At 36.9% G+C, this 25,005-nt stretch carries 23 protein-coding genes; 11 read left to right on the top strand and 12 right to left on the bottom strand.

Annotated features, from left to right (window positions below; all coding sequences use genetic code 11):
- Nucleotides 1–37: 37 nt before the first annotated feature.
- The 4 genes from A3Q34_RS05225 to A3Q34_RS20655 all read left to right on the top strand — a co-directional run bounded on the left by A3Q34_RS05225 (nt 38) and on the right by A3Q34_RS20655 (nt 4,377).
- On the top strand, nt 38–1,450 hold the full coding sequence (locus A3Q34_RS05225) for an MFS transporter (protein ID WP_070374398.1): 1,413 nt from the start codon (nt 38–40) through the stop codon (nt 1,448–1,450).
- A gap of 170 nt (nt 1,451–1,620) precedes the next feature.
- Entirely contained in the window at nt 1,621–3,156 is a 1,536-nt protein-coding gene (locus tag A3Q34_RS05220) for an amidase (protein ID WP_070374397.1), read from the top strand.
- Between the two features lie 104 nt (nt 3,157–3,260).
- On the top strand, nt 3,261–3,839 hold the full coding sequence (locus tag A3Q34_RS05215; protein WP_231907431.1) for a peroxiredoxin family protein: 579 nt from the start codon (nt 3,261–3,263) through the stop codon (nt 3,837–3,839).
- A 370-nt stretch (nt 3,840–4,209) separates the two neighbouring features.
- Nucleotides 4,210–4,377 carry a hypothetical protein gene (locus A3Q34_RS20655; protein WP_182170958.1) on the top strand — a complete coding sequence of 56 codons (168 nt, stop codon included), beginning with the start codon at nt 4,210–4,212 and terminating at the stop codon, nt 4,375–4,377.
- A 182-nt stretch (nt 4,378–4,559) separates the two neighbouring features.
- On the opposite strand, the gene tnpA is transcribed toward A3Q34_RS20655, so the two are convergent.
- Complete coding sequence (tnpA, locus tag A3Q34_RS05205) at nt 4,560–5,021, bottom strand: IS200/IS605 family transposase (protein WP_070374395.1); 462 nt, start codon at nt 5,019–5,021, stop codon at nt 4,560–4,562.
- Between the two features lie 37 nt (nt 5,022–5,058).
- Here tnpA and A3Q34_RS05200 point away from each other — a divergent pair, with 37 nt between their 5' ends.
- The 3 genes from A3Q34_RS05200 to A3Q34_RS05190 all read left to right on the top strand — a co-directional run bounded on the left by A3Q34_RS05200 (nt 5,059) and on the right by A3Q34_RS05190 (nt 9,332).
- Nucleotides 5,059–6,285, top strand: coding sequence for an RNA-guided endonuclease InsQ/TnpB family protein (locus A3Q34_RS05200; RefSeq protein ID WP_070374394.1), 1,227 nt, complete (start codon nt 5,059–5,061; stop codon nt 6,283–6,285).
- Nucleotides 6,286–6,507: 222 nt separating this feature from the next.
- Nucleotides 6,508–7,119 (top strand): fumarylacetoacetate hydrolase family protein, encoded by a 612-nt coding sequence (locus tag A3Q34_RS05195; protein WP_070374393.1) that lies wholly within the window; start codon nt 6,508–6,510, stop codon nt 7,117–7,119.
- Nucleotides 7,120–7,538: 419 nt separating this feature from the next.
- Nucleotides 7,539–9,332 (top strand): lysophospholipid acyltransferase family protein, encoded by a 1,794-nt coding sequence (locus tag A3Q34_RS05190; protein WP_070374392.1) that lies wholly within the window; start codon nt 7,539–7,541, stop codon nt 9,330–9,332.
- Nucleotides 9,333–9,344: 12 nt separating this feature from the next.
- Here the strand turns inward: A3Q34_RS05190 and A3Q34_RS05185 are convergent, their stop codons facing one another.
- The 6 genes from A3Q34_RS05185 to A3Q34_RS05165 all read right to left on the bottom strand — a co-directional run bounded on the left by A3Q34_RS05185 (nt 9,345) and on the right by A3Q34_RS05165 (nt 12,916).
- On the bottom strand, nt 9,345–10,091 hold the full coding sequence (locus A3Q34_RS05185) for an NRDE family protein (protein ID WP_070374391.1): 747 nt from the start codon (nt 10,089–10,091) through the stop codon (nt 9,345–9,347).
- The gene (locus A3Q34_RS05180; RefSeq protein ID WP_231907430.1) at nt 10,092–10,544 is read right to left on the bottom strand and encodes a hypothetical protein; all 453 of its coding nucleotides are present in this window, start codon (nt 10,542–10,544) and stop codon (nt 10,092–10,094) included.
- Nucleotides 10,545–10,699: 155 nt separating this feature from the next.
- The gene (locus A3Q34_RS05175; RefSeq protein WP_070374390.1) at nt 10,700–10,981 is read right to left on the bottom strand and encodes an anti-sigma factor family protein; all 282 of its coding nucleotides are present in this window, start codon (nt 10,979–10,981) and stop codon (nt 10,700–10,702) included.
- Nucleotide 10,982: 1 nt separating this feature from the next.
- A complete protein-coding gene (locus A3Q34_RS05170; protein ID WP_083277906.1) occupies nt 10,983–11,648 on the bottom strand; it encodes a sigma-70 family RNA polymerase sigma factor in 666 nt (221 codons plus the stop codon).
- Between the two features lie 43 nt (nt 11,649–11,691).
- The gene (locus tag A3Q34_RS20380) at nt 11,692–11,838 is read right to left on the bottom strand and encodes a hypothetical protein (RefSeq protein WP_157470823.1); all 147 of its coding nucleotides are present in this window, start codon (nt 11,836–11,838) and stop codon (nt 11,692–11,694) included.
- Between the two features lie 325 nt (nt 11,839–12,163).
- Complete coding sequence (locus tag A3Q34_RS05165; RefSeq protein ID WP_070374389.1) at nt 12,164–12,916, bottom strand: substrate-binding periplasmic protein; 753 nt, start codon at nt 12,914–12,916, stop codon at nt 12,164–12,166.
- Between the two features lie 347 nt (nt 12,917–13,263).
- On the opposite strand from A3Q34_RS05165, the gene hflX reads away from it, so the two are divergent.
- A complete protein-coding gene (gene hflX, locus A3Q34_RS05160; protein WP_070374388.1) occupies nt 13,264–14,616 on the top strand; it encodes a GTPase HflX in 1,353 nt (450 codons plus the stop codon).
- Nucleotides 14,617–14,786: 170 nt separating this feature from the next.
- Here hflX and A3Q34_RS05155 read toward each other — a convergent pair whose 3' ends face one another.
- Complete coding sequence (locus A3Q34_RS05155) at nt 14,787–16,460, bottom strand: DUF342 domain-containing protein (protein ID WP_070374387.1); 1,674 nt, start codon at nt 16,458–16,460, stop codon at nt 14,787–14,789.
- A 321-nt stretch (nt 16,461–16,781) separates the two neighbouring features.
- Here A3Q34_RS05155 and A3Q34_RS05150 point away from each other — a divergent pair, with 321 nt between their 5' ends.
- Complete coding sequence (locus A3Q34_RS05150) at nt 16,782–18,005, top strand: EAL and HDOD domain-containing protein (protein ID WP_070374386.1); 1,224 nt, start codon at nt 16,782–16,784, stop codon at nt 18,003–18,005.
- Nucleotides 18,006–18,428: 423 nt separating this feature from the next.
- On the opposite strand, the gene A3Q34_RS05145 is transcribed toward A3Q34_RS05150, so the two are convergent.
- Nucleotides 18,429–19,685, bottom strand: coding sequence for a Y-family DNA polymerase (locus tag A3Q34_RS05145; RefSeq protein WP_070374385.1), 1,257 nt, complete (start codon nt 19,683–19,685; stop codon nt 18,429–18,431).
- Nucleotides 19,673–20,086 carry a LexA family protein gene (locus A3Q34_RS05140; RefSeq protein ID WP_070374384.1) on the bottom strand — a complete coding sequence of 138 codons (414 nt, stop codon included), beginning with the start codon at nt 20,084–20,086 and terminating at the stop codon, nt 19,673–19,675. The genes A3Q34_RS05145 and A3Q34_RS05140 overlap by 13 nt, the downstream gene beginning before the upstream one ends.
- Nucleotides 20,087–20,237: 151 nt before the next feature.
- On the opposite strand from A3Q34_RS05140, the gene A3Q34_RS05135 reads away from it, so the two are divergent.
- Nucleotides 20,238–20,852: a 3'-5' exonuclease gene (locus A3Q34_RS05135; RefSeq protein WP_070374383.1), complete on the top strand. Its 615-nt coding sequence runs from the start codon at nt 20,238–20,240 to the stop codon at nt 20,850–20,852.
- 166 nt (nt 20,853–21,018) lie between these two features.
- Nucleotides 21,019–22,020, top strand: coding sequence for an endonuclease/exonuclease/phosphatase family protein (locus A3Q34_RS05130; protein WP_070374382.1), 1,002 nt, complete (start codon nt 21,019–21,021; stop codon nt 22,018–22,020).
- A gap of 45 nt (nt 22,021–22,065) precedes the next feature.
- Here A3Q34_RS05130 and A3Q34_RS05125 read toward each other — a convergent pair whose 3' ends face one another.
- On the bottom strand, nt 22,066–23,388 hold the full coding sequence (locus tag A3Q34_RS05125) for an IS4 family transposase (RefSeq protein WP_070374312.1): 1,323 nt from the start codon (nt 23,386–23,388) through the stop codon (nt 22,066–22,068).
- Nucleotides 23,389–23,508: 120 nt separating this feature from the next.
- On the bottom strand, nt 23,509–24,708 hold the full coding sequence (locus A3Q34_RS05120; protein ID WP_231907429.1) for an ice-binding family protein: 1,200 nt from the start codon (nt 24,706–24,708) through the stop codon (nt 23,509–23,511).
- Nucleotides 24,709–25,005 lie beyond the last annotated feature (297 nt).

Here is a 25,005-nt window from a genome sequence, read left to right as displayed (position 1 = left end):
AATGCGACTGCAAATAATAAAAAGAGAATAATAAAAAATGTTGGCCATTCAAAAAAACCTTAGTAAATCTTTCTACATGCTATTGAGCTTACCCGCGACAGCGATGGGGTTTGCTTTATCAGTACAGATATCAGCGCTTAGTTGGATATTAACTACTCAATACGGTCTTGATATTCATCAGGTTGGCTTAGTGTGGGCCGCAGGACCGATTGCGGGGATTTTAGGACAAGTTATTGTTGGTATTATTAGCGATAATGTTTGGTTTTGGAATGGCCGTCGACGTCCGTTTATCCTCATCGGTGGTGTGTTAGCCGCTATGATGTTATTGGCTTTACCCAATATTGATATTGTCTCTTCATCACTTGGTATCTCAGGATTGCTCGGTGTAGCGATTGCTGTTGCGTTAACCTTAGATTTATCGATAAATATTAGTTTTAATCCAACACGTGCCATTATCGCGGATGTAACCCCTGAAGGTGATGCTCGCACTAAAGGTTATACCTGGATGCAAACGGTATCAGGCTCTTTTGGTGTATTGGCTTATGCGGTTGGTGCTACGTGGGGGAACTTTATACTTATTTATTTAGGCGCAGGATTAGTGTTTTTTCTATCAATATTAGCACCTTTTTTTATTAGCGAGCCCAAAGAATTATTAGTAAGTCAACGCGATGTTGTTCAAGAGAAAGTCTCGTTTACAATGGTATTGATGAATATAAAACCCTTGTGGGGCTTCATTATTTACGATATTTATGCGATGGCTTTACAAATATCAGGTATAAAAACCGATCATTACTGGGCTGAAGTTATTGCGGCAATCATTACCTTGTATTTTGTTGTTATTACTTTATTTGCAAAAGAGAGTCGCAGTGATAATAGCATTGGTTTTAGAAAAGTATTAGCCGCTCATTCCTTCAGTTGGATTGGCGTACAAACGATGTTTGTTTTTATTATTGCTTTTCTTCAAGACAAAATGCCAAGTTTGTCAGACGATGATTTAGGCAAAGTTATCGCGATGAGTTTTCTCATTTTAAGTGCAGTGTCTGCTTTATTACCGGCATTTGTGCTTGAACCGATCGCTAAAAAAATAGGACGAGTAAAAACCCATACCTATTGCATTGCCAGTATGGCCGTTGGCTATGGATTAGTCGTCATGTTTGGAGATGTAAAAGAAGTGCTTTACTTACTTATGGCGCTATTAGGAATTGGTTGGTCTGCTATTATTAGTTTACCGTTTGCCATTATGTCTGAAAAGGTTGAACAGTCTCGTATGGGCCTATATATGGGCCTATTCAACTTGTCTGTTGTATTACCGCAGTTGTTGGTTAGCTTAGCTATTGGTTTATTCATCAGTAAAGTTGCCGATAAAAGTGTAGTTTTTCAAATTAGTGCTATTGCACTCGCAATTTCAGCGTTGGCTTGGACGAAAGTACAGGAACATTCAAAAGCTTAATTGAGATAAAGATAAGCTTATAAAACGATAAGTATTAAAAGACTTATCGTTTTTTGTATCGATTTAATAACAGCAATTAAAGATTCTTTTCGTTTAATTATTAGCCCTCTATAGACAAGTGCCCCCAATTTAAATTATAAAATGTGCAACGTTATACTTTAGGAATTAAGATGAAAATTTTTCAACCGTTAGCTTTATTATTTTTTTGCTCGGTAATGGCTTTTAATGTTCGTGCCGATATTAATGAAAATACCACCATTAACGACATTCATCAGCAAATGCAAAGTAAACAATTAACTAGCGAACAATTGGTGCAATTCTATTTAAAACGCATTGCGACATATGATGACAAAGGAATGACGCTAAATTCAGTGGTGCAATTAAATAAAAATGCCCTCAAGCAAGCTAAAGCACTTGACCTTTATTTCCTTAAAAATGGCTTTAAAGGCAGCTTGCATGGTATTCCTATTCTACTTAAAGACAATATAGATACTACTGATGGTATGGCAAACACAGCAGGTTCAACTGCTTTAGCCAATAATTTTCCAGATGATGATGCTTTTTTGGTTAAGCAACTCAAAGAAGCTGGTGCGATTATCTTAGGAAAAACCAATCTAAGTGAATGGGCAAACTTTCGCTCAACTGCTTCATCAAGTGGTTGGAGCGGTTTATATGGACAAAGTAAAAACCCTTACGATATAACAACTAGTCCTTGTGGCTCTAGTTCAGGTTCTGGTATTGCTGCAGCGGCTCACTTTGCTACGGTAACAATTGGTACTGAAACTGATGGTTCAGTGACTTGTCCAGCGGCAATTAATGGTGTTGTTGGAATAAAACCAACCTTAGGTACCGTTAGCCGCGACGGTATTATCCCTATTGCGCATAGCCAAGATACAGCGGGTCCTATGGCGAGGAATGTAACCGATGCGGTTATTTTGTTAGCGGCAATGGTAAAAGCAGACCCAAGTGATCAAGATGTAATGTCTTCAACGATAGATTACCTCTCACATTTAAAGCTTGATGGTCTTAAAGGTAAGCGTATCGGTATTGCTCGAAATCTAATGGGTTATCATCAAGGGCTAGACAATGTTTTTAGTCAGGCAGTACAAGACCTTAAAAGCCAAGGTGCAGTGATCGTAGACGACGTTAATTTTGAAAACAAAGATCAGTGGGGCGATGCTGAATTTGAAGTGCTGCTTTATGAATTTAAAGACGAGCTCAATAAGTATCTTTCAAAAACAGCACCAGGCATGCCAAAATCACTCAGTGAAATGATTGAATTCAATAAAATAAATGCTGATGTTGAAATGAAATATTTTGGACAAGAAATATTTTTGATGGCACAAGCTAAAGGGGACATTACTGATAAAGTTTATCTTGATGCACTCGCTAAAGCGAAACGTTTAACACAACAAGCAGGTATTGATGCGTTACTTGAAAAGCACAATCTTGATATGATTATTGCCCCAACTACAGGACCCGCGTGGAAAATTGATTGGGTTAATGGCGACCATTATTTAGGTGCTGCATCTTCTGCTGCGGCAATATCAGGTTACCCTCATATTACACTACCTATGGGCTATGTACATGGCTTACCTGTTGGCTTATCAATGTTTTCCGGCAAGTTACAAGAAGGTATCTTGATTGAAGCTGCTTTTGGTTATGAACAAGCGACTCAACATCGCGTTGCGCCAAAACTACAGTAATTATCTCTGGTAAATTAATAACAAATAGATGAAGTAAATAATGCAAATGTACGGTCTATAGTTTTAGTACAAACATTTACTTCATATAAGAGTTTATAAAAATTATGGTTCATAACAAAAAATATATAGCGGTCATTGTCAGTTTGCTTTTCTCGATGCTTTTTATTAACAACGCTTTTGCCGAGCAGACTTCAATAAACGTTGGGCCTAAAGTGGGTGATAAAGCACCGGCTTTAACAGTAACAGATGTAAAAAAATCAGTGGTTAACATTGCGGACTTAACCGCTGAAAAAGGATTGATCATCTTATTTTTTCGTTCAGCTGACTGGTGTCCCTTTTGTAAACGCCACTTAATTGAATTCAATGAATATGCTGATAAATTTAAAGCGTTAGGTTACGGTGTTGCGGCTATTTCTTATGACAGTACTGACATCTTAAACGGTTTCTCTAAGGCGCATCAATTAACCTATCCTTTGTTGTCAGATCAAGCGGCGGCGACGGTAAAAGCCTATGGTATTCTTAATAAAGATTACCAAATGGGCGATGATAATTATGGTATTCCTTATCCTGGTGTTGTGATTATTAACCCCGCAGGGACTATCGATTATAAATACTTTTTTGAAGGTTATCGCAAGCGTGTAAAGTTTGTCGATTTATACCAGCAGTTAAGTACCATCAAATAAGCGATAGATTTTCATAGTATTAAGCCTCTACTTTTTAAAATTTAAGAAATAGAGGCTAAACAATAATAAATAGATAATAATTGAAAAAAATGTTTACTTTCACGTTTAAGCTGTTTATAGTTGTTTTGTTAATTATCCCCCTCTCGTTTATTTAACCTATTATCCCTTGTTATTAGTACTTGTGATAATCAATGTTATGTCTTTCCCTTTCACAGTCAGTCATCACTCAAATTACTAAGCCTAAATTGTTGTCTGAGGTTATCAAGATCCATTATTTCTTGATCAGATATTTATAAATATCTAAACGTTTTCACACAGTAATATGGCTTTTATTATTAATGCGCAGCAGCGCAAATTAAAGAGTTTTATTATGTCTTATACATATAAAGGAATGATTTATTCAATTAAATCACCTATTAATTTCATTTCAGTTAACAAACATAATGTTGTTGTTAACGATCAAAATGGTACTAAGTTAATCAAGTTTGGCAATAACACCGATTCTAAATGTTTTTTAGAATGGATATACCAAGCTTAATAACAAGATAAACCCTCAATTCAACACCATGAGTTGAGGGAATGATTTAAGTCGAATCTTAGCGGTATAACCACTAAGCTTCGACTAAATCGCTACTTTTACTTCACTTCAATTATTCACTCCCCTGATTTATCCGATTTGGCTAATCTAGCTACAAGATTTTTTGCAATTCCTTTCAAGATTTATCGAACCTGTCGAGAAAACCCCGTGATCCGAGCGAAGCGAAAGTCGCGGGGATGAATCGATAAACTATCCTTTTCTTTAATGTATTTGCGAATTGTATCAACGGAAGCATTGCCGACAGAACAAACAAAATATCCATCAGACCAGAAAGTATTCTCAATCCAAAACTGCTTTTTCAGGCTTGGATACCTCTTCCAAATCAACTTATTTGTCTGCTGCTTAATCCTTCTAACATGTTGCCCAATGGCATATCTTGGAGAAATTATCAGAAGTATATGGATGTGATCCTTGTCTACTTCAATCTCCTCAACTGAAAAGTCAGAACTATCTGATATGTCTAAAACAGCCTGCTTTACAAACTCTCCCATATCGCCAAAAAGTAGTTGCTTTCGATATTTAACCACGAGAATTAAATGCAGAGCAATTATGTGCTTACAATGTGAATTCGTTTGATATTCCACTTGACAATCTCGGCTTGTACAGTAGTCTATACAGTGTATGAAAAAGACGCTCAGATACAATTATCGGCTCAAGCCGACGGCAGAACAAGAAGTCAAACTCGTTGAGTTTGGAGCATACGCCCGTGGCGTATGGAACTTGTTGCTATCTGAAAATATGCGTCGATATCGGTACGATAAAACATTTCTTTTTTACAATGAAATGGCATCGCTGATAAAAGATTTAAAAATGTTCGATGAATTCTCATGGCTCAAAGATTTTGACTCTGCGGCTTCACAACAAGTGGCTCGTGACCTTGAAACAGCACTAAAGAATTCATTCAATAAAGGCAGGCTTCAAAAGTTTCCGACTTTCAAGGTCAGCTTTAAGCAGAAGAAACTTCACGATGATAGCTACCGCTCGGTCAATACGAATGAAAATATAAGACTGGTAAATAACGGCATCACTATTCCAAAAATTGGTACGGTTAAAATTGCACTTCATCGTAAACTTAAAAGTAAAATCAAGTCAGCAACCTTCAAGATGAGGCACGGGAAGTGGTACGTTTCACTGACTCAAAAAGTCGAGTGCAAGAGTAAAAAGCAAGTGCTATTAACACTTGTGGGCTATGACATCAACAGCCACTATACGGTTGTCGGCTCAAATGGTCTGTACGTTGAAAACCCGAAAGTTTTGAAGAAGTCATCAACGAAATTAAAACAAATTCAAGTCCAGTTGAGCCGTCGTAAGAAAGGTTCGAATCGCTGGCACAAAACAAAATCACGTTTAAACAAAATTCACGGTAAAATCTCTAGCCAACGCCTAGCGTTCGCTCACGAAGTATCATGCTCGATAGCCAAGAGTAGCGATATTATCGTGTTTGAGGATTTAAACGTGAAAGGAATGCAGCAATTTAATGGCCAGATGGTGAATGATAATGTGATGGGAATGATCACTGAATTAACCAGGTATAAGGCTGAATTAAATGGAGTTGTTTACCATGAAATTGGTCGGTTTGTGAAATCTTCCGGCATTTGCTATGGATGTAAGTATGAGCATAAATTCGATTTGAGTGTGCGAGAATTTTCCTGTGAGAGCTGTGGATTAGTACAGTGCAGAGATTTAGCAGCAGCTAAATCTGTTGCAGACACAGGCGAAAAAGAGTTAATAGCTAATGGGATATTAGCTAGGGCGTTGCCCAAATTTCAGCAGAAATCACCTTCTAAAATGAAAGTCTTTGAGCAATCAAAGTTTGGTGTGGGATCTGAGAAAAAAGAAGCAGCCTAGTTATCAAAAGCTAGATTGCAGAAGCCCCGTGATCAGAGCGAAGCGAAGTCGCGGGGTAGTTCACTAAATTATATTTATCTACAATATCAATAAATGATTAAGTTATCCTATGTTACGATTTTGATGCTAGGGTGTTTTACTTAGCTATTCTCTAGCCGATGGCTTCGTTAACGGATATTAATAAAGATTAAGTTAACGAATTAAGACAAAGGAACAGCATAAATGAACAGTGTTAAGCATGATGGTCTCGACTTTATCCCTTCAAAGGTTGTCTGCATTGGCCGAAATTACGTCGAGCATATTGAAGAACTAAACAATGAAGTTCCCGCAGAGCCGGTCGTTTTTATTAAGCCTAACTCCGCCATCTCTAATGAGATAGAAAACCATCAATCTGATGAAATACACTATGAAGGTGAGATCAGTTTTATTATTAAGAACAATAAAATCTCTGGTATAGGCTTTGGCTTAGATCTGACAAAAAGAAAACTTCAAAATGTACTTAAATCAAAAGGTCTACCTTGGGAGCGAGCTAAAGCTTTTGATAAATCGGCCGTATTTAGCAACTTTGTTAACTGTGATGGCGATTATAAAAGTTATAAGATGGAGTTATTTATAGATAACCTTCTTATACAATTCGCTAATTATCCACTGATGATTAACAAACCTGAAATATTAATCACTGATATACAAAGTTTCTTAACCCTTGAAGATGGAGATATTATTATGACTGGCACGCCTAAAGGTGTGGGCATTATCAATTCGGGTCAGTTATTTACCGCTAAAATATATAAAAATGAAGAAATTGTTATTGAACAATCTTGGCTTGTTCAATAACTTTATAGCCGCTAGATAAGAAAGGCCATTAAACTTAGCGTGTCAGTATTATTACCTGTTTTATAACCTTAGTTAAAATTAAGTAAAATGCACGTTTTATGAAATTAATTTAGCAAGAACATACGAGGTAATTACTATGGTTAACTTAATTTTATCAAGCACTTAAGTTACAAGTGCCCGTAATGCACTTAAAGACTATATACCTTTGTCGAGGGGGTGGGGCATAGGCTAAATACAAGCGTGTTATAGCTCTAATTGATAAATTTAGCCTTTGTGTGATAAAAATATTATTAGTGCTTTATTTTTTTGTCAAATTTGTAACCTTTATCTTGCGTGTAACATCTAAAATAGTATCGAGAGTTAACGGGGAAGCCCTTCGATCGCGTTAATATAATCATTTCCTTATAACTGAAGACTTTATGAACAATGAACCACTAGAAAAACCTTATTCAGATTTACGCCTTGCGGCTATGGCGCCTAATACATTGCTGGGCACAATGCTTAAAATTACCGGGCCTTTTTGGGATAAGTTATTAGGGATAAGTAAACTGCGCAGGGTTTATGAGTCTTGTGAATTATCTGGATTAAACAAACAAGAATTTTCACAAAAATTACTCAATGGTTTAGGTGTTCAGGTTTCTGGTATTAATGGTGTTTTGGCAAAAATACCGCAACGTGGCCGTTGTATTATTGTCTGTAACCATCCTTATGGCATGATTGAAGGGGTTATTGTTGCGCACTTATTAACCGAAGTTCGTGCTGATACCAAAGTCATGGCAAACGTCGGTTTAACAATATTTAAAGAAATTAAAGATTACTTTATCTTTGCTAATCCATTAAAGCCTAAAGCTTTGATCAATGGCTTAGCAATAAAACAATGTTTTCGACATCTCGAAAAAGATGGCTTGTTGGTCATATTTCCTGCAGGGCGTGTTTCTTTTTTTCAAGCGGATAAACAACGAATTGCCGATGCTGATTGGAATCGACTTGCAATTAAGCTTGCCACAAAAACAGACTCGCCTATCTTACCTGTTTTTATATCAGGTGCTAATAGCAAACTTTTTCATAATCTGGGGAGAGTTTATTATCGTTTTCGACTACTAATGTTAGCGCATGAAATGTTTAAATTACAAGCACATAACATCGCTTTAAAAACCAATAATCTGCTCACCATAAAGCAACTTAATGAATTTAATGGTACTAAAAGAATGAATGATTTTGTCCGCTTACAATGCTATTTAAATGATGATAACTATTTTAGCCCTTGGCTTGAGCATGAGCAAAGAACATCATTTGAAGCGGTTATTCCTATGGTGGATAAAAAATTAATGAAAAAAGAGCTTGCTCAACTGCCTGAAATACAACACTTATTAGATTTTAAGTCATTCTCTGTCTATTATGGTTATCAACAACAAATTCCGCATTGTGTAGAAGAAATCACTCGATTACGAGAAATAACGTTTAGAACTTTAGATGAAGGGAGTGGTGAAGCGTGCGATACCGATAAATTTGATGCAACGTACATGCATTTATTTATTTTTGATCATAAAAATGAAGAGATTATTGGTGCCTATCGAATAGGACAGACCGACCTTTTACAAAAAAATGGCGATGTATCACAACTTTATCTTGCGCAAATGTTTGATTTTGCGCCTGAGTTTATTAATCAACAACAACCTTGTTTAGAAATGGGCCGTTCATTTATCATTGCTGCGCACCAAAACAGTTTTCATGGCTTATTGTTATTATGGAAAGGCATTGGCGCTTTTGTCTGTCAAAACCCACATTACCGAACATTGTATGGCACGGTATCATTAAGTAAACTATATGACCCTCGCTCAGTTGCCTTAATTGATGAAATTATGGTGACAGATAAAGAGGGCGTTAGCGCTAAAAAATCCTTTGCCGGGCAACTTCATCCAGAAGTAAAAGATTTTATTAGCGCAGCACCTGTCTCGTTAAATCAGTTGTCGGCCTTAGTGATGGGCATCGAAGAAGACGGTAAAGATGTCCCGGTATTATTGAAACAATATTATAAGTTAGGGGCTAAATTTCATTGCACGGGCATAGATGTTAATTTCAATGACACGCCAGGCTTGTTGCTTAGTGTTAATTTACCAGCTGCACCTGACAAGCTATTAAAACTTTATTTAGGTTCATCTAAAACCGCGTATATAAATTATGATAACAGTGATGAGCTAAGTGCCATTTGAGAATAATAAATATTAAGCGAATTCAATGCTCTCTTCTTTTGGAGACAAAACTGTGTGAGATTTTTGTACAACATTATCAAAGTACTCAAAAAAAATTTCACTTTCTTTAGCGAAATGATTTTTTATTGATAAGTGAGAGATGCTGACTGTTCTCGCATCTTTTCTTTGCATATTAACCGCATACTTACCGTCTTTTTCTGTTGAAAAATGAAAGTCGTTGTGTTGCTTTGATAATGATTCTTTACCATTAACGGACTGTTCAAAGCGATATTTTCTCATTTGGCTGACATCAATAAAATCAAGACTTGATGATGTTATTGGTAAGTCAGCCTTACCATCTACGCTTACCTCAATAAGTTGTTTACCATTCCACTTTACGCAGTGAATTTTGGGTTTTTGAATCGATAAATCTTCAGGAAATATGCACAGTTGAAAAGGTTGGAAAACCTTTAGGTCCATAGTTTCTAATTGCTCAATAACACTCGTTTGGTTTTGCAGTAAAGAAAGAATAAGTTGCCCACGACTGATCACGTTATCGTGATTATTTGCGGGTGCTTGGTAATTATTTAATAAAGCGAGCGATAAGCCTTTTTTGCTGACAGCTATCCATGTACCCGCACCAACAGGGTCTACGGGATAAATGGCGCCACTTATTGGATAATATTTAGGGGGAATAGCTAATAAGCGAGAACGTTGTTCATCACGATTGAAAAATAACTCATAACCATTATCATTGAGTAAATACGTTAACGTGCACATTTAATTAATCACAGATAAAAGTTTATTTTTACTTTTAGCATCAGTAGATTGTTCATTACACTGTCTTAAAAAAGTTGCTGTAGCAGGCGCCAAGCCAAAATCTTGGGGTAATTCGGTTGCTTGTAGCGCATTTTTTTGAGCAAAAGTTATCTGAGCAATCATCGCATAGTGATGAGTAGCATGGCTACCGACAAAAACTAATTCTCTAGCAACAGAGGTTTGTAGTTTTTGTATATTTTTATTGGTTACCGATACTTCTGTCGCTAATGTTATCACTTGATTGAGCTTGTCTTCGGACATGCCTTGAATCCAATTAGCTATTTCATTTAATTTAGCGATAGCAAGTTCAGGAGATAACTCTATTTGGCCACCACGCATCCTAAGATCATAGTTAATCAACTTATTTTCAATACCTGACATTATCGCTAAATAATGATCAATAATATGCCGCATATGGGTGCCTGCAGAACTGATAAAGTTAGGTTGAACGATTTGTGTATAATTTTTTTAGAGACAGTATTAAGATACAACTGACCTTGTTCAATAATTTCCAATTGACTGATGATCATTCTTTTTTAAATTTCCAATAGTAGAATTAATAAAATGAACTATTTAGACGTTCGACTCTTTAAGATAGCTTGTATAAGATCTTCTGGGACCTCTGGGCTCTGCTCTGCTTTAATAAACCCTGTTTGAGAAAGACGAATGGCATTTTTATAGCCCTCTAAGTAATCTCTGCATTCTGGGCACATACTTAAGTGCAGTTTAAATTTAAAGCTTTCAATGTAAGATAAATTACCGCCATGAAAATCATATAGAAAATTGTCAACCTCTTCGCAGGTCAACATACCTGGCATGTGCTGGGCTATTAATCGCTTAATCATTAACATATCAGTTTACCTTCCAATTTTTTTCTGCGTTCTTTATGTCTTCCTGTTCTAAAATAGTTTTTAAAAGTAACCTAGCTCGGTGTAATTGAGTTTTCACTGAAGCTTCAGATATTGCTAAAATTTCAGCCGTTTCTTTGGTACTTAGTTCTTGGATGTCTCTAAGCAGTAAAACGTTACAATATTTCTCAGGAAGTTGGTAAATAATATTATTAAGCGATAATTTTGCTTCACCTTTTTCAAATAGCATTTCAATATTATTATTTAGGTTATCGTTTAAGCTATGGCCTAAATTATCGGCAAATTGCGTACGCTCTCCATAGTCATTGTATTGCTGATAAAATGTTTCTATTGAGGTAGTGTTTTGCCTTTTTCTTTGTCGAAGCATCATTAGCGCTTCATTTACCGTAATACGGTGCAGCCAAGTGGACAGGTTTGAATTTTTTTTAAAAGAGGTGATATTGTTAAAAACTTGAATGAAGGTTTTTTGTAAACACTCTTGTGCATCGTCATCGGTGGAAAAAAAGCGCCATGCAAGGGTATACATTTTTGCGCTGTATTGACGTACTAATGCCTCGTAAGCGAAAGCATTATTATTGATCAGCCCCTCAACTAGTTCATCTTCTTTATCGATATCTTGGCTTAAAGTAGCGGAAGATTGTTTTTTCAAAAAAGTTGTAACCTTTTTAATTTTAGCGCATCAACTAACTAAGTTAACGAATAATTAATTGAAAATCACTATTTAATTTTAAGGCTGTTTTTTTAGTGTCATTAATGTTCACGATAATAGTAGCAGCCGTTACGGTACCTTGGGATGATGGCTGGTAAGCGATAACAGACCCAAGTGCACCTTTACCCATGAAAGAGTTATTGACCTCTAATAAATTTGTTATCGTAAAAGAAGTACTACAAAGCACGCTCATTATGATTATATAACGCTAAGCGGCAGTGTGGTGATGTTAAATAACGGTATTGCGTTTTCTGTAACCTGTTACTATCCGTCTTATTTATTATGGGTGGACTTTAACTGATAATAGGTAATAGATAAAAAGTGTTAACAGGCTTAAAGCAAAATTACTTACGGGCACTTGATTACAGCAATTGAGTTGAAATATAAGATACTCTACCTTGTCTCTATTGCGTAATATAAAGCATTGTTATTGAGTCGTCATAAGTCCCTGCAACTTACTTTTGCATTTCATGGCTTGCATAAATTTTTTCTATTGAGCCATTTTGTTTTAATTCTTTGATCACTTTATTTACCGCATCTTTTAGTGACTTGTCTTTAAAAGCCATATTCGAGTAGGTAAAGGGCCATAAATAATGTACGGTAAAATTGTTACGGGCTATGCTCGCTTCATCACTATAATATTTATTATTTAAATCATACCAAAATACGTTGATATCACCGACTCTAATCACCTTTTCTCCAGAAAGCATCAGTTGAGTGGTATCTTTAGGGTGGGCATGCTCTGAATATTTTGTATTTTCTTTTGCTATATTCTTAAATTGTTCACCAAGCAGCTCTGTAGCTCCTTGGTATGCGACAATAGACTTTCCTTGCAAGTCACTTATATTATTAATAATTAACTGAGCTGACTTTTTCGAAACTGCTACATCTCTAAAGCGAAACACCGGCTCTGATAAGTAGGCTTTTACTTTTGAACTGGGAAAAACATTAGAAGCAACATCAATTGACTTACCATAGTTAATTTCATGTAAGATCCGGTTATTACTCATGGGGATGTATTGCACTTTATATTGTGGCAGCTTTTTGAATATTTCATCAATGATTTCAACAAATAAGCCTTGTGTGCCTTTTTCAATAAAATAAGGAGGAAAGTTACCGACACCCACTTTTATGACTTGCTGCGCCGTTGACACCGTTGAGAATAAAAGTAGATAGGTAAAAAGTAGGCCGCTTAATATTTTTGACATGAATATAACACCACAACTAATTGTTCATTGATTAAGAGTGTAGTTAAATAATAGTAAATAAGGTAATTTAAATCTGTTGATATTATTAATCTTTTATTAATAGATTACAGCAAGTTTTAGGCTTTTAGTTGGCGGTGAATCATAATCGCGTGCATCATACTAAGCCGCGTTTATTCTCTTAATCGTGGGATCTGCTACCGACATCATTCAGTGATTTCTTATCAACTAAAATAAACTCGCTATTTAGTCTGCCATTGCCCTATAAAGCTTAGCTATAACAGCGTAGGATAACACTACTTTAGATAAAAACTTAGGTTTGCACTTCAGGTGCACTAACATAAATAATTATGCAACTAACAGCAAAAGCATCACTTACTAACGCTTTACTTATTTCTATTTGCACACCGCACTTTAAAGGTGATGAAGCAACAGAATCACTTGCAGAGCTTGCGCGCTTAGTGACAACACTTGGCTTCAAAGTGGTTGGCACTCAATCTCAAAAGCAGAGTTCGACTAAGAAAGTTAATGTACTGGGCTTGGGGAAATTAGCAGAAATAGCTCACCTTACGGGTAACCAGGGTGTCGTTGAAGGCTTGGATGACGCTGATGATTTACTCGATGAAACTGACATCTCTGCTGTACCTTCAGATATTCCATCAGAAAACCTGCCCTTTGGTTGTGCAGATGTCGTGGTCTTTGATTGTGACTTAAGCCCATCTCAACTGCGTAACGTCGAAAATCAGTTAGGTGTAGAGGTGTTTGATCGCACCGGTATTATTATTGAAATATTTAGTCGTCATGCCCGTACTAAAACAGCAAAGCTACAAGTTGAAATTGCTCGTCTTAATTATGTAGCACCACGACTTCGTGAAACATCATGTGGTGATAAAGAACGTCAGATGGGTAAAGGTGCAGGTGAAACAACACTTGAACTTAACCGCCGAGCAGTACGCGACCAATTAGCCGACCTTAAACGCGAATTGGTCAGTGTTCAACATGAAATGAAAGGCCGACGTACTCAACGTTCTGAGCTTTTTTGTGTGGCATTGGTGGGATATACCAATGCGGGTAAATCATCAATGATGCGAGCGATTACCGGTAGTGATGTTGTTGGCGAAAACAAACTTTTTGCAACACTTGATACCACCGTTCGTGCACTATACCCAGCCACACAACCACGGATATTAGTGTCAGACACGGTTGGATTTATTAAAAAGTTGCCGCACGATTTGGTTGCCTCATTCCATTCAACCTTAGCCGAAGCTCATGATGCTTCGTTACTCTTATATGTGGTTGATGCTTCGGATGCTTCCTTTCGTTCACAACTCGATGTCGTGCACGAAGTGCTGGCAGAAGTCGGTGTTGAAGACAGTAAGAAATTACTGGTACTCAACAAATCTGATCAACTTAGTATTGAGCAACAACAAGCACTGATGGAAGAGTTTCCTGATGCTATGATCACCTCTACTCGAAATCCTCTTGATATCACTAAGCTGCATAAATATATTGTTAACGCAGCGCAGGACGATATGATTGAAGATGAGATTATTATTCCTTATACCGCTAAAGGTATCATAGGTGAAATTCGATCGAGCATGAGTGTTACCAAGGAAGACTATGAGTATAGTCACATTAAACTTACAGTACGCTCAAACGCGATTGATTTAGAGAGATTAAAAAAGCGCATGCAGAACTTATAAAGTGATGGCTGTGCTGTTCATTAATTTGAGCAATATCTGTGGTGAACTCGGTGATTTATTGCTGAGTCATTAATATTCTAGGATTATACACGGATAAATATTTAAAAATCTAAGGTTTCTCTAGTGAATCAGTACGGTGTTCGAAGGTTAATTCATTTAAGTTATTTCAATTAATTAACTATTGGCTCTATACTGATTTTATTTTCAAGCCACTTTATCTGTGTGGCTTCATGGTCACGCTTAAAAGCATAGTTTTTATTGGCGACTTCAATATTTACACCTGAAAGTATTGACTGATATGCTGTTAGCTCAAAAATCGCTAAATGCTCATTGATATTATTCGCTTTTTCTAGCCATTCTTTATTGAGTTTACCTAACAAGTATAAGTGCTGCTTTAATGCATGGGTAATACGATTTATCTGTTTAGTATTTTCGTTATCTAGGTCGTTAGCCTTTTGTAATAATTTATATATTCTAGGTAAGCGCCTAATTATTTTATAGTTTGCTTCATCTGCACTTATTTTTAATTCTTCGACAATTTTGGGCCAATAATTGAAATTTAAATAGGTCATTGCGCCACAAGCTGAACCAAGAGTGCCTAAATGAACGGAACCTCCTGCGAGTACATGGCTACCAAACAACTTTCCATCCGCTTTGTCATTAGCGATATTACCCACCCATAAATCACCTTCAACTGTAATGTGGCTATGAGAAATATATTGTGTAATGTTAAGGTCTTTTTTACAAAAAAAATCAACATATTGTGCAAACTGCGCGCTAATATCTCCATCTGCTTTGATCATTGTAGTGTTTTTTAACTTATTTTTGTCTGATATTTGTCGACCAATAATGCCCAGTGCAATCGATATATTGCCGCCTGCAGAAATTGAAGCGGTTTCAACTAACCCACCAATGACGATGTCTTCAGTTGCGGATAATTGCATACCTTCACAAACATTGCCTTGCACATAAATAGAGCCATCAAAACGAATATTTCCGGTGCCAACATCTATATTTTCAATTTCTAGTAACTTGTGCACCGCGACACTATTATCTAAATACTTGGGCATACCATCAATAGCAGCAACAAGAATGTTGTTGTTTTCATCTAAAAAAGACGAACCTTCAGACTCCTCTAGAAAACATGTTTCACCTGAGACTGCATCTATATCCGCTCCGCTTACATCAAAGCCTTTAACACCATCGGTTGGTGGTATTAGCTTAGCTAATTTTTTACCTGCTTTTACATGAATTAAATTACCTAATTCACGCATATCTACATTGCCATTTTCGAGCTTTTTAGGACACATAATTTGCTCTGCGGGGTTATCGACTAAATATTTTACGTAACCATCCTTTCCATTTCTGCTCATTTTACCTTTTGCTATTTCGGTAGATATACTTTTACCTCCTTGAAGTAACTGCCCCTCCTTTACAATATTGATGAGGTTTTCTTTAATGATACCCTTGGTTATATTGTTTTCTTTTAATACATTAATAACATCAGTATTTTCAATGGCTTTACCACCATAAGCTGCGATAAATTCTAATGTAGCTGACATGTTTTCAGGGCCCAACGTGACCTTTAAATTCGCATCAACAGCATTTGCTATGATTGAACTTGTACCTGTCGCCGTTTTGGATTCATCACTCTCATCACTTTTAGTCACTTCTGCTAATAGTAACTCCATCGCCCCGTCAATCAGTAAAAAAGTAGAATATGTAGATAATTTGAATGTTGTTTGTAGTTTTTTTAAGTTAGCTTTTGGCTGTCCTTTAACAGGCGTGATGGTCATTAATAAATCTTTATCTTCGTTTTGAAGTGTTAATTTTATATCACACATATATTCTTCATTGATTTGTCTGCATTAATATCAACTTTATCATTTAAATTGAGGTTAATTGCTAATAAATAAGGTGTTTACGGCTACTGCTGTAATATTGTTTATTCTTTGAATACTAATAAATTCAGCCTGTTCACTGAATTGACAAGATTAAAGTTTATTGACTCGTTTTAATCTTTTAATGCGTGTTTTTTAGTCTAATGTCACTGTACACCTAACTAACCATACGTTGATAGGTTTTATTATGTTTTATAAATATTTACATAGATTTTCTAGGAAGAGCAACTACTATTAAAGGACGAAATCTCATAGGTTTTATTAATGGAAATAGTATTAAACACTTTCATCGCAAGGCAAGCGATTTTAGATATAAATCTTAAAACTATCGGTTATGAATTACTCTTTAGAGACAGTTTAGAGAATGTATTTAATGGCGATTCTCCAGAAAAAGCAACTTCAAAAGTTATACTTCAAAACCATATATTGGGTGATCTAGCCGATGTTTGCCTTGGAAAATTGGCCTTTATTAATTTTGATGAGTTTACCTTATTACAAAAATCGCCTTTGCTCTTTAACCCAAAAGATATCGTGGTTGAAATTATAGAAACAGTAAACATCTCTGATGAACTTATTTTTAATGTTGCTCAACTTCATAAAAAGGGTTATGTCATTGCGTTGGATAATTATGATTTCGAAAGTAAATGGGAAGTGTTTTTTCCATATATCTCTATTATTAAAGTTGACATTGAACAGGTTACTTTCACTCAAATAGAAGGGCTGAAAAAACGCCTATTATCAACTAATAGTCATATAAAAATAATTGTTGAACGCATTGAAACGAATCAGCAGTACCAACAATTTAAAGCGCTAGCCATAGATTATTATCAAGGCTATTTTTTTCACAAACCCGAGATAAAGTCCGGCACGTCTATATCTCCTCTAAAAGTTAATTTAATTCAACTTTTTTTAGAAGCCTACAAACCACACTTAGACTTCAACCAACTGACTGAAATTATTAGCCGTGATGTAACGTTAGTGAGCGGTATATTAAAGTTGGTAAACAGTGCGACAGAGTGCGGCAATATTGAAATCAGCTCTATTAAGCAAGCTATTACCTATTTGGGAACAGATAAAATAAAGCCGTATGTTGCCATTATATCAATGTCAGCATTATCATCTGAAAGTTCGCCAGAACTTTTTATCGAGTCTTTAGTACGCGCTAAAATGATGGAACTCATAACGAAAGAAAAATCATTTAGTCACCTTAAAGAAAAGGCTTTTCTAACCGGAATATTGAGTAATTTAGATGCCATATTAAATTTACCCATGGCAGATATTGTAAAGAGTTTTATTTTTTCATCTGATATCAAACTGGCGTTATCTGAGCAACAAGGTGAATTGTCAGAACTATTAACATTGGCTAAGCATTATGAAGTATCAACGAGTAAGCGTGTTCCTCGTTCTATTGACAGTAATAAAATTTCTGAAACTAGACTGTTAAATTGTTATTACGACGCATTAAAGTGGGGGGTGAACATCTTTTAAGGTGGTAGCCCTTTGACATTTTATACCACTAGCAACTTTAGCCTTGAATATTATGAGTTCAAGGTTGCCGTGACTAAACTTACTAATAACACTAACAGCTAATTTTGGGGATGTCTTGCCAGTTACTCGTGGTTACCCTTGTGTTGTTGACTTAAAAAGTGTTTTTTCATTTGTTTAGCAACTAATTTTGGGTGTGTCTTGCCAGTTACTTGTGGTTACTCTTGTGTTGTTGACTTAAAAAGTGTTGTTTCATTTGTTTAGCAACTAATTTTGGGTATGTCTCGCCAGTTACTTGTGGTTACTCTTGTGTTGTTGACTTAAAAAGTGTTTTTTCATTTGTTTAGCAACTAATTTTGGGTATGTCTTGCCAGTTACTTGTAGTTACTCTTGTGTTGTTGACTTAAAAAGTGTTTTTTCATTTGTTTAGCAACTAATTTTGGGGATGTCTTGCCAGTTACTTGTATACTGTGGACTTAAAAAGTGCCGTTTCATTTGCCAGGAGTCTGATTTTCCCTCTGCGCCCAAGGTCAATGTCCCCTTACCGTAACGACTATTAATACTATCAAGACAATTCATTAGTATTGGGTTTGAATGATCAGATAAAAATAAATCAGCTTGTTGATGTTGTCTGCTTTCCAAGGCGATTGCACCGACACCACAACGATAAAAATGCACACCGGGTATAAATATTTCAGCGAGTATTAAACTGACCGCTGTAGCAATATCACAACTATTATCTGTTGCTAAGGGAAAAGTATAAACCATTGTTTGTTTGTAATAATTTTCATCATGGGGTGAGCTTGAAGCGAACACGAGCAGTTTTTTGATAAGTGAAGACTGACGCCTTACTTTTTTAGCGACTATCGTACTATGGGTGGTTAAGGCTGCTTGTAATGTATGTATATCGACAATACGTTGACCAAAACTACGTGTAGAGAATATTTCCCGTTTAGGTGCTTTTACATCATCCCAGCTTAAACAGCTAATCCCCTTTAATTCGTTAACCGTACGTTCAGTGACAACACTAAATTGCTTGCGCATAATCTTAGGGCACTGCATTGATAATTGATAAGCCGTGCTAATATTTTGCTGTTTTAGTCGCTGAGATATTTTATTACCAATACCCCAAACTTGATTTACTGCCATTTTTTCTAATATTTCTTTCGCACTTTGCGCGTTATCAATAATGGCAACACCCTGGTAACCGTCAAGTTTTTTAGCTGCATGATTTGCTGCTTTAGCTAAGGTTGATGTTGTGCCAAAGCCAACTCCCACCGGTAGTCGGGTTTCTTTCCAAATAGCACGTCTTATTTCATGGCCGTATTGGTGCCAATCTTTAATAACGCCACTATAGTTTTTAAAATGTAAAAATGACTCATCAATTGAGTAAATATATTGGTCATCACAATACCTCGCAATAACATTCATCATTCTTTCACTTAAGTCAGCATATAGCTCGTAGTTGGAAGAGCGTACCACTACACCATGCTTATGTAGTAAGTCTTTTATCTGAAAATAGGGGGTGAATTTTGGAATGCCCAGCCGTCGAGCAATAGGACAAACAGCACAAATGCAGCCGTCGTTATTCGTTAAAACAACAACGGGCTTGTTTCTTATGCTCGGGTCGAAGACTTTCTCTGCGCTGGCATAAAAAGATACTGCATCAACTAATGCATACATGCGGTTAATTCAGGAGCTTGATGATGGAGTCGAATAGAGCGAGTAACAATACCTTCTAATTGAAAGTCGTCTCCGGGCTTGATGCTAACTGGCGCAAAATCTTTAGACGCTGATAACAGCCGAGCTTGCTTTTTATCAATCAACTTACAGACAAAGCAACCATTGTAATTTGCCACGATGACATCACCATTTCTGGCGGTGAGTGAACGATCAACGATAAGTAAATCACCATCAAAAATGCCCACACCCTGCATGGACTCGCCAGATGCTTGGCCAATAAATGTGGCATTAGGATGCCTAATAAGGAGTTTATCTAGTGATAACCCCAGTTCTTTATATTCGGCTGCGGGTGATTCAAACCCTGAAATACCTGCTTCAATGTAAATAGGAATAACTTTCATTACTTAAATCTCACCTGTGTTTTTATACAGTATAGTTTCTAAGTTGATTATTGAACAGAATAATTTAACATTGCTTATGAGTAATGATTACTTTCATTTTGAAATAGAGCCGTTAAAATCAGCGCTGCATAAATTTATAGGGTTAACTTAGATGCATGAAAATGCCAATTCGTTAGTGGTACTTGATTTTGAAACCACAGGATTATCACCCAATCAAGGTGATAGAGCGATAGAGATAGGTGCGGTTAGAATTGTAGACGGTAAAGTTACCGATAAATTTCAATCATTAATGAATCCTGGTTTTAGGATCAGTGGTTTTATTGAGCAATACACCGGAATATCTAATCAAATGCTTGCTAATGTCGGCTCTTGTGGTGAAGTGATGACACAATTTGCCGATTTTCTGGGTGACGATAATTTACTTGCCCATAATGCGTCCTTTGATCAAAAATTCCTGAACGCTGAGCTTAATAACATTAATCGAAAATATTTTGGGCAATTTATTTGTTCATTACTTGTCTCGCGCAGAATAAATATAGACGCGCCTAATCATAAATTAGGTACGCTGATTCGTTATAAAAATATTCCATCAGATGGGGCGTTTCATCGGGCGTTATTTGATGCTGAGATGACGGCAAAATTGTGGTTGTTGATGCTTGATGATATCGAAGAAAAAATTAACCACGAGTTTGTACCTTTTGCATTAATACAGAAGTTATCAAAGACAGCAAAAAGTGACGTAAGTAAGCTGTTAACTAGATGGTAATTTATCTTGTTGGTTTTTAATTTTTTATCTCAGGTATACTCTTCGTTCAACGTTTATTAGAGTTAACATTATCGACTATCCAGATAAAAAAGCCCCAGAAGAAATAGATCCCATACTGCCTTCTGTAGCGGTATCAAATTTACAGCTTAAAATAGCGACCTTTAATTTGTTTAATTATCTTGAGCCGCCCAATGCTTTCTATGAATTTGAACGAATTTATAGTGCTGAGCAGTGGCGTAAAAAGCAACATTGGATTGCTGAATATTTACATGAATTTCAACCTGACATTATTGGCTTTCAAGAAGTCTTTAGTCCCGAATCTCTAGAGCAATTAGTTGCAGAGCAGGGCTATTGTTATTTTGCCGTGGTTGATGAACCTCATGTGATAGATGATTTTATTTACAAACGTCCTGTTGTTGCCATTGCATCTCGTTACCCTATTGTTGAAGTTGCCGCGGTAGAAGCAAACACTGAGCTTGCACTATCATTAGGTTTAACCGATGAATTCTCTTTTAGCCGAAAAGTGTTAAGGGCAACGGTTGATGTGCCTCATATGGGTAACTGTGATTGTTATGTTGTGCACTTTAAATCTAAGCGCTCTATGATTGAAGTCGATGATAAAAATATAAGTCGCACGCCAGAGCAAACCATAATTGAAAGCCTAAAAGCACAAGTGGCAGGTGGTTGGGGCTCAACGATACAACGTGGCAGTGAAGCGACGTTATTAATGATTGAAATCATAGCGCGGCGCGAGACTACCGGTCAGCCGATGGTATTAATGGGCGACTTCAATAATACCTTAACTGATGGTGTGCTAAGTCATCTACTGACTAACACCCTAAGGTTTGTCTCGGCCATTGACCGTGATGCCTATCTTGCTAAATATTGCTTGCAAGATGCTTGGGATTTATTTCAAGTTGCAGTGAGCAATGAAACTCCTCAAGAAGAAAAAATACAGCGCACTCCGACACATTATTTTGGTGCGAGCAGTTCAGTACTTGATTATATATTATTATCATGTGATTTTGACGCTAGTTATCACGATAGTCTTTATCAGGTCAGTGCGTACGACACCTATGATAGACATTTAATTAATCCTATCTTTGAACGAGATGGCGAAAGTACCGATCATGGCATTGCCTTGGTTACACTAACGTTAAGATCATAAATTAGCCAAAGACCCAATAAAAAGGCTCCCAAAGGATAATGCCGTTCACTTAAGGTGAACGGCATTTTTACTTTTAACAGGGTACCTATTCTTTGAACATTTCAACATTCTCGGATATTGCCGTTCTCGCCTACCGGGTAAAACGAATTGCTTAGCCGACTTTGTAATATTCATTGTGTATTTGGGAATGTTACCTGGCGTGCAGAATGACAACTGGGTTAATTCGTGAATAATATGCATTGAAGCGCCATTAAAACTCAGTTGATTGGGGTGGACACCGTCTAGCGATTTAGCCATTAATACCATTTGATAACGGATTAAATTATAAGCCAATAATATCCCCCAAAGCTCTTGCCTAATAAGCTCTGGTTGATTACTTCGTAATGTGAATCGATTGTCCAATAGCGACTGTTTCATTTCCCTAAATCCCAACTCAATTTCCCATCGGTGGGCATATAAATCAACAATATCAGCGGATGGAAAGCGCATAGGATCTGTCATCGAAGTGAGTATTTGAAGGTCTTTTCCTTTCACTTTTTTGGTGATGAGCCGTGCTTGCATCGTTTTAGGTAATTCTGGAAACTTTTTTCGTGACTGAGGTGTTGTGGTTAATTGGATTAATTTATCTTGTCTTCCAAAACTATTGATAACTTCATATTGTGTATTTTTTTTGAGTGGCATTAACCAATGCCTTGTGTTACCTGTACTTTGCCAGCGATGTAACAAGCCTAATGAATAAAATCCACGGTCGAACAGCGTTAAACTATTATCAGGTGTTTTATCAATTAACCCTAACGCAAGATTCATCTCGTTAACTTCAACACTATCAAAGACACTGTTAGTCAATAAATGGCTCGTTAATTCCATCTGACACACCATACGTACTTGAGGGTAACTGGCTTTGCCATGTTGCGTCCCTGTTTTGGCAAACTCTTCATTATTTTCATCGGTATCGGGCACTCGCCACACAACACCATCGACACCTAAAAGGTTTAAACCACACCACTGACCATGATTAGCATCATGGTTCCATTGTTGTTGCGTTTGTTGAAAGACTGTTTCTATAACTTTGCTACCGAGTTTTTTTCTCGCTTGCGTGACCGCACTAGATGCAACATAGGGGATACCGCTGGGTAAAATAATATCCAACTGATTAAGCATTTGACGCATTGGAAACTTGCGAAACAATGCCATGCCAATGACAGCCCACACCATATTTTCCATAGGCAGCTTACGCTTTCGAATGGTAGATATTCCGTGTTCTTTTAGTCCCGCACTAATAATTTCTGGAGACAAAATTTCTGCTAAGTTTTGGAACTCGGTGACGTTATTTGAATTAACTAAAGAAAGCGCGGTAGAAAGTTGCATAAAAAAAATCCAGTGATATCAATCACTGGATTTTGATCTCATTAGCAAATTAATCAAGCTATAAATTGCTTAACTGATCGGCATTATCCCAAAGGAGCCTTTTTATTGGTGATATTGAATTTAAAGTTTTTTACGTTGCGCTTTAATTGCTAAACCGAAAAGTGCTAGAGCGAATAACCACAGTGTTGAAGGCTCGGGAACTTGAGTGACGGCAATGCTATCTGCAGAAGCTCTGGACTCGCCATTGGTACAATCTTTTTTACCAATAACAGTATCAGCACCAAATTCAATAAAATTACTTGCTGAATAAGCGCCGCCACAATCATCGCCTATGCCTGCTATCATTGAATCAGCACCTGTTTGAACAAAACCTCTAGCAAAAATATAACCTCTAGCCTCAGCGCCGGCGCCGAGTTGTGTGTAACCTGCTGAGCCGGTTTTATCGCCAAGAACATTCCAGATAATAGTGCTGTTATCGGTAACATCTTTCAATATCACTGTTGAGTTTGCAGAGAATGTCAGATAGTTGGCGATATTAAAAATCCAAGAGCCATCGATACCTTTACCATCAAGTGTTAAGGTTTTACCTATCGCTATGGTTAAATAATTTACCGTGCTGTAAATACCCGCCTCAAGTGTTTCGTCGTTGGTGCCAAAAGTGGTTGATACAAGTTCTGTTCCTGTCCCCATATCTTTTATATCTTGTTGCACAGACATAATGAGCGCTTCCTGACTATCAACGATGGGTGGCAGTGCAACTATTTTCAAAGAATTAGCAGTAAGCGCGCCAACGATACCAACATCTGCACCAATAGTGGTGGTGGTTCCAGCATCAACATCGCCCCCGAGAAGTGAACCTGCACCAACGGTTACTGTGCTGCCAGCCAAAACATTGCCGCCAACCGCAACGGTTGCCGCTATGGTTACTGTTGTGCCAGCGCTCAGCTCGCCATCAACTTTTGCACTCGCACCAATAGTTGCCGTGGTACCTGCAATAATAGAGCCGTCGACAACAGCAGAAGCGCCTAGGGTAACAGTTGTTGCGCTTTGAATGTAACCCTTTACACCGGCAGCTTCGCCAAGTGTTACTGCGGTTCCAGCCTCAACGTTACCACCGACAATTGCATTAGCTGCCAGTGTTATCGCAGTAGCACTTTGAATATTGCCACCAATAGTTGTTCGTGCGCCCATAGATATGTAACCACTGGCATAAAGCGACTGGTTATTTAGTTCTGAGCCTAGTAAAGGTTGAAAGCTCGCTTGTGCGCTAGGCACAGCAAACAACACCAAAATACAGAGGATTGAGTTGATAAGTTTCAAATTAGACACCATTTTATATAGCCAAGCGTTCAGCATATAAAAAACTTAATTTTTACAGAACAAAAAAACTTATTCCAAGAATTGTACAACTGTATAATAGCAGATAAGACGGTATGTTGTTTGTTATTTAAACATACATATCGTAAGTCACTGTAAATATTTACTTTTATTTTTTATTGTCGAGTAGGTGATATGTCGACAAGTTAACGTAATGTGCCCAGAGGTTAACATAATGTGCCCATAGGTTAACGTGATGTAATGCGAGAGAATCACAATTATAATAGTACTTGTTAAATA

It is taken from the genome of Colwellia sp. PAMC 20917, from assembly GCF_001767295.1.
Lineage (GTDB): Bacteria > Pseudomonadota > Gammaproteobacteria > Enterobacterales > Alteromonadaceae > Colwellia_A.
Note: the sequence above shows the minus strand (reverse complement) of the source record. Positions and strands in the feature narration are given on the sequence as shown.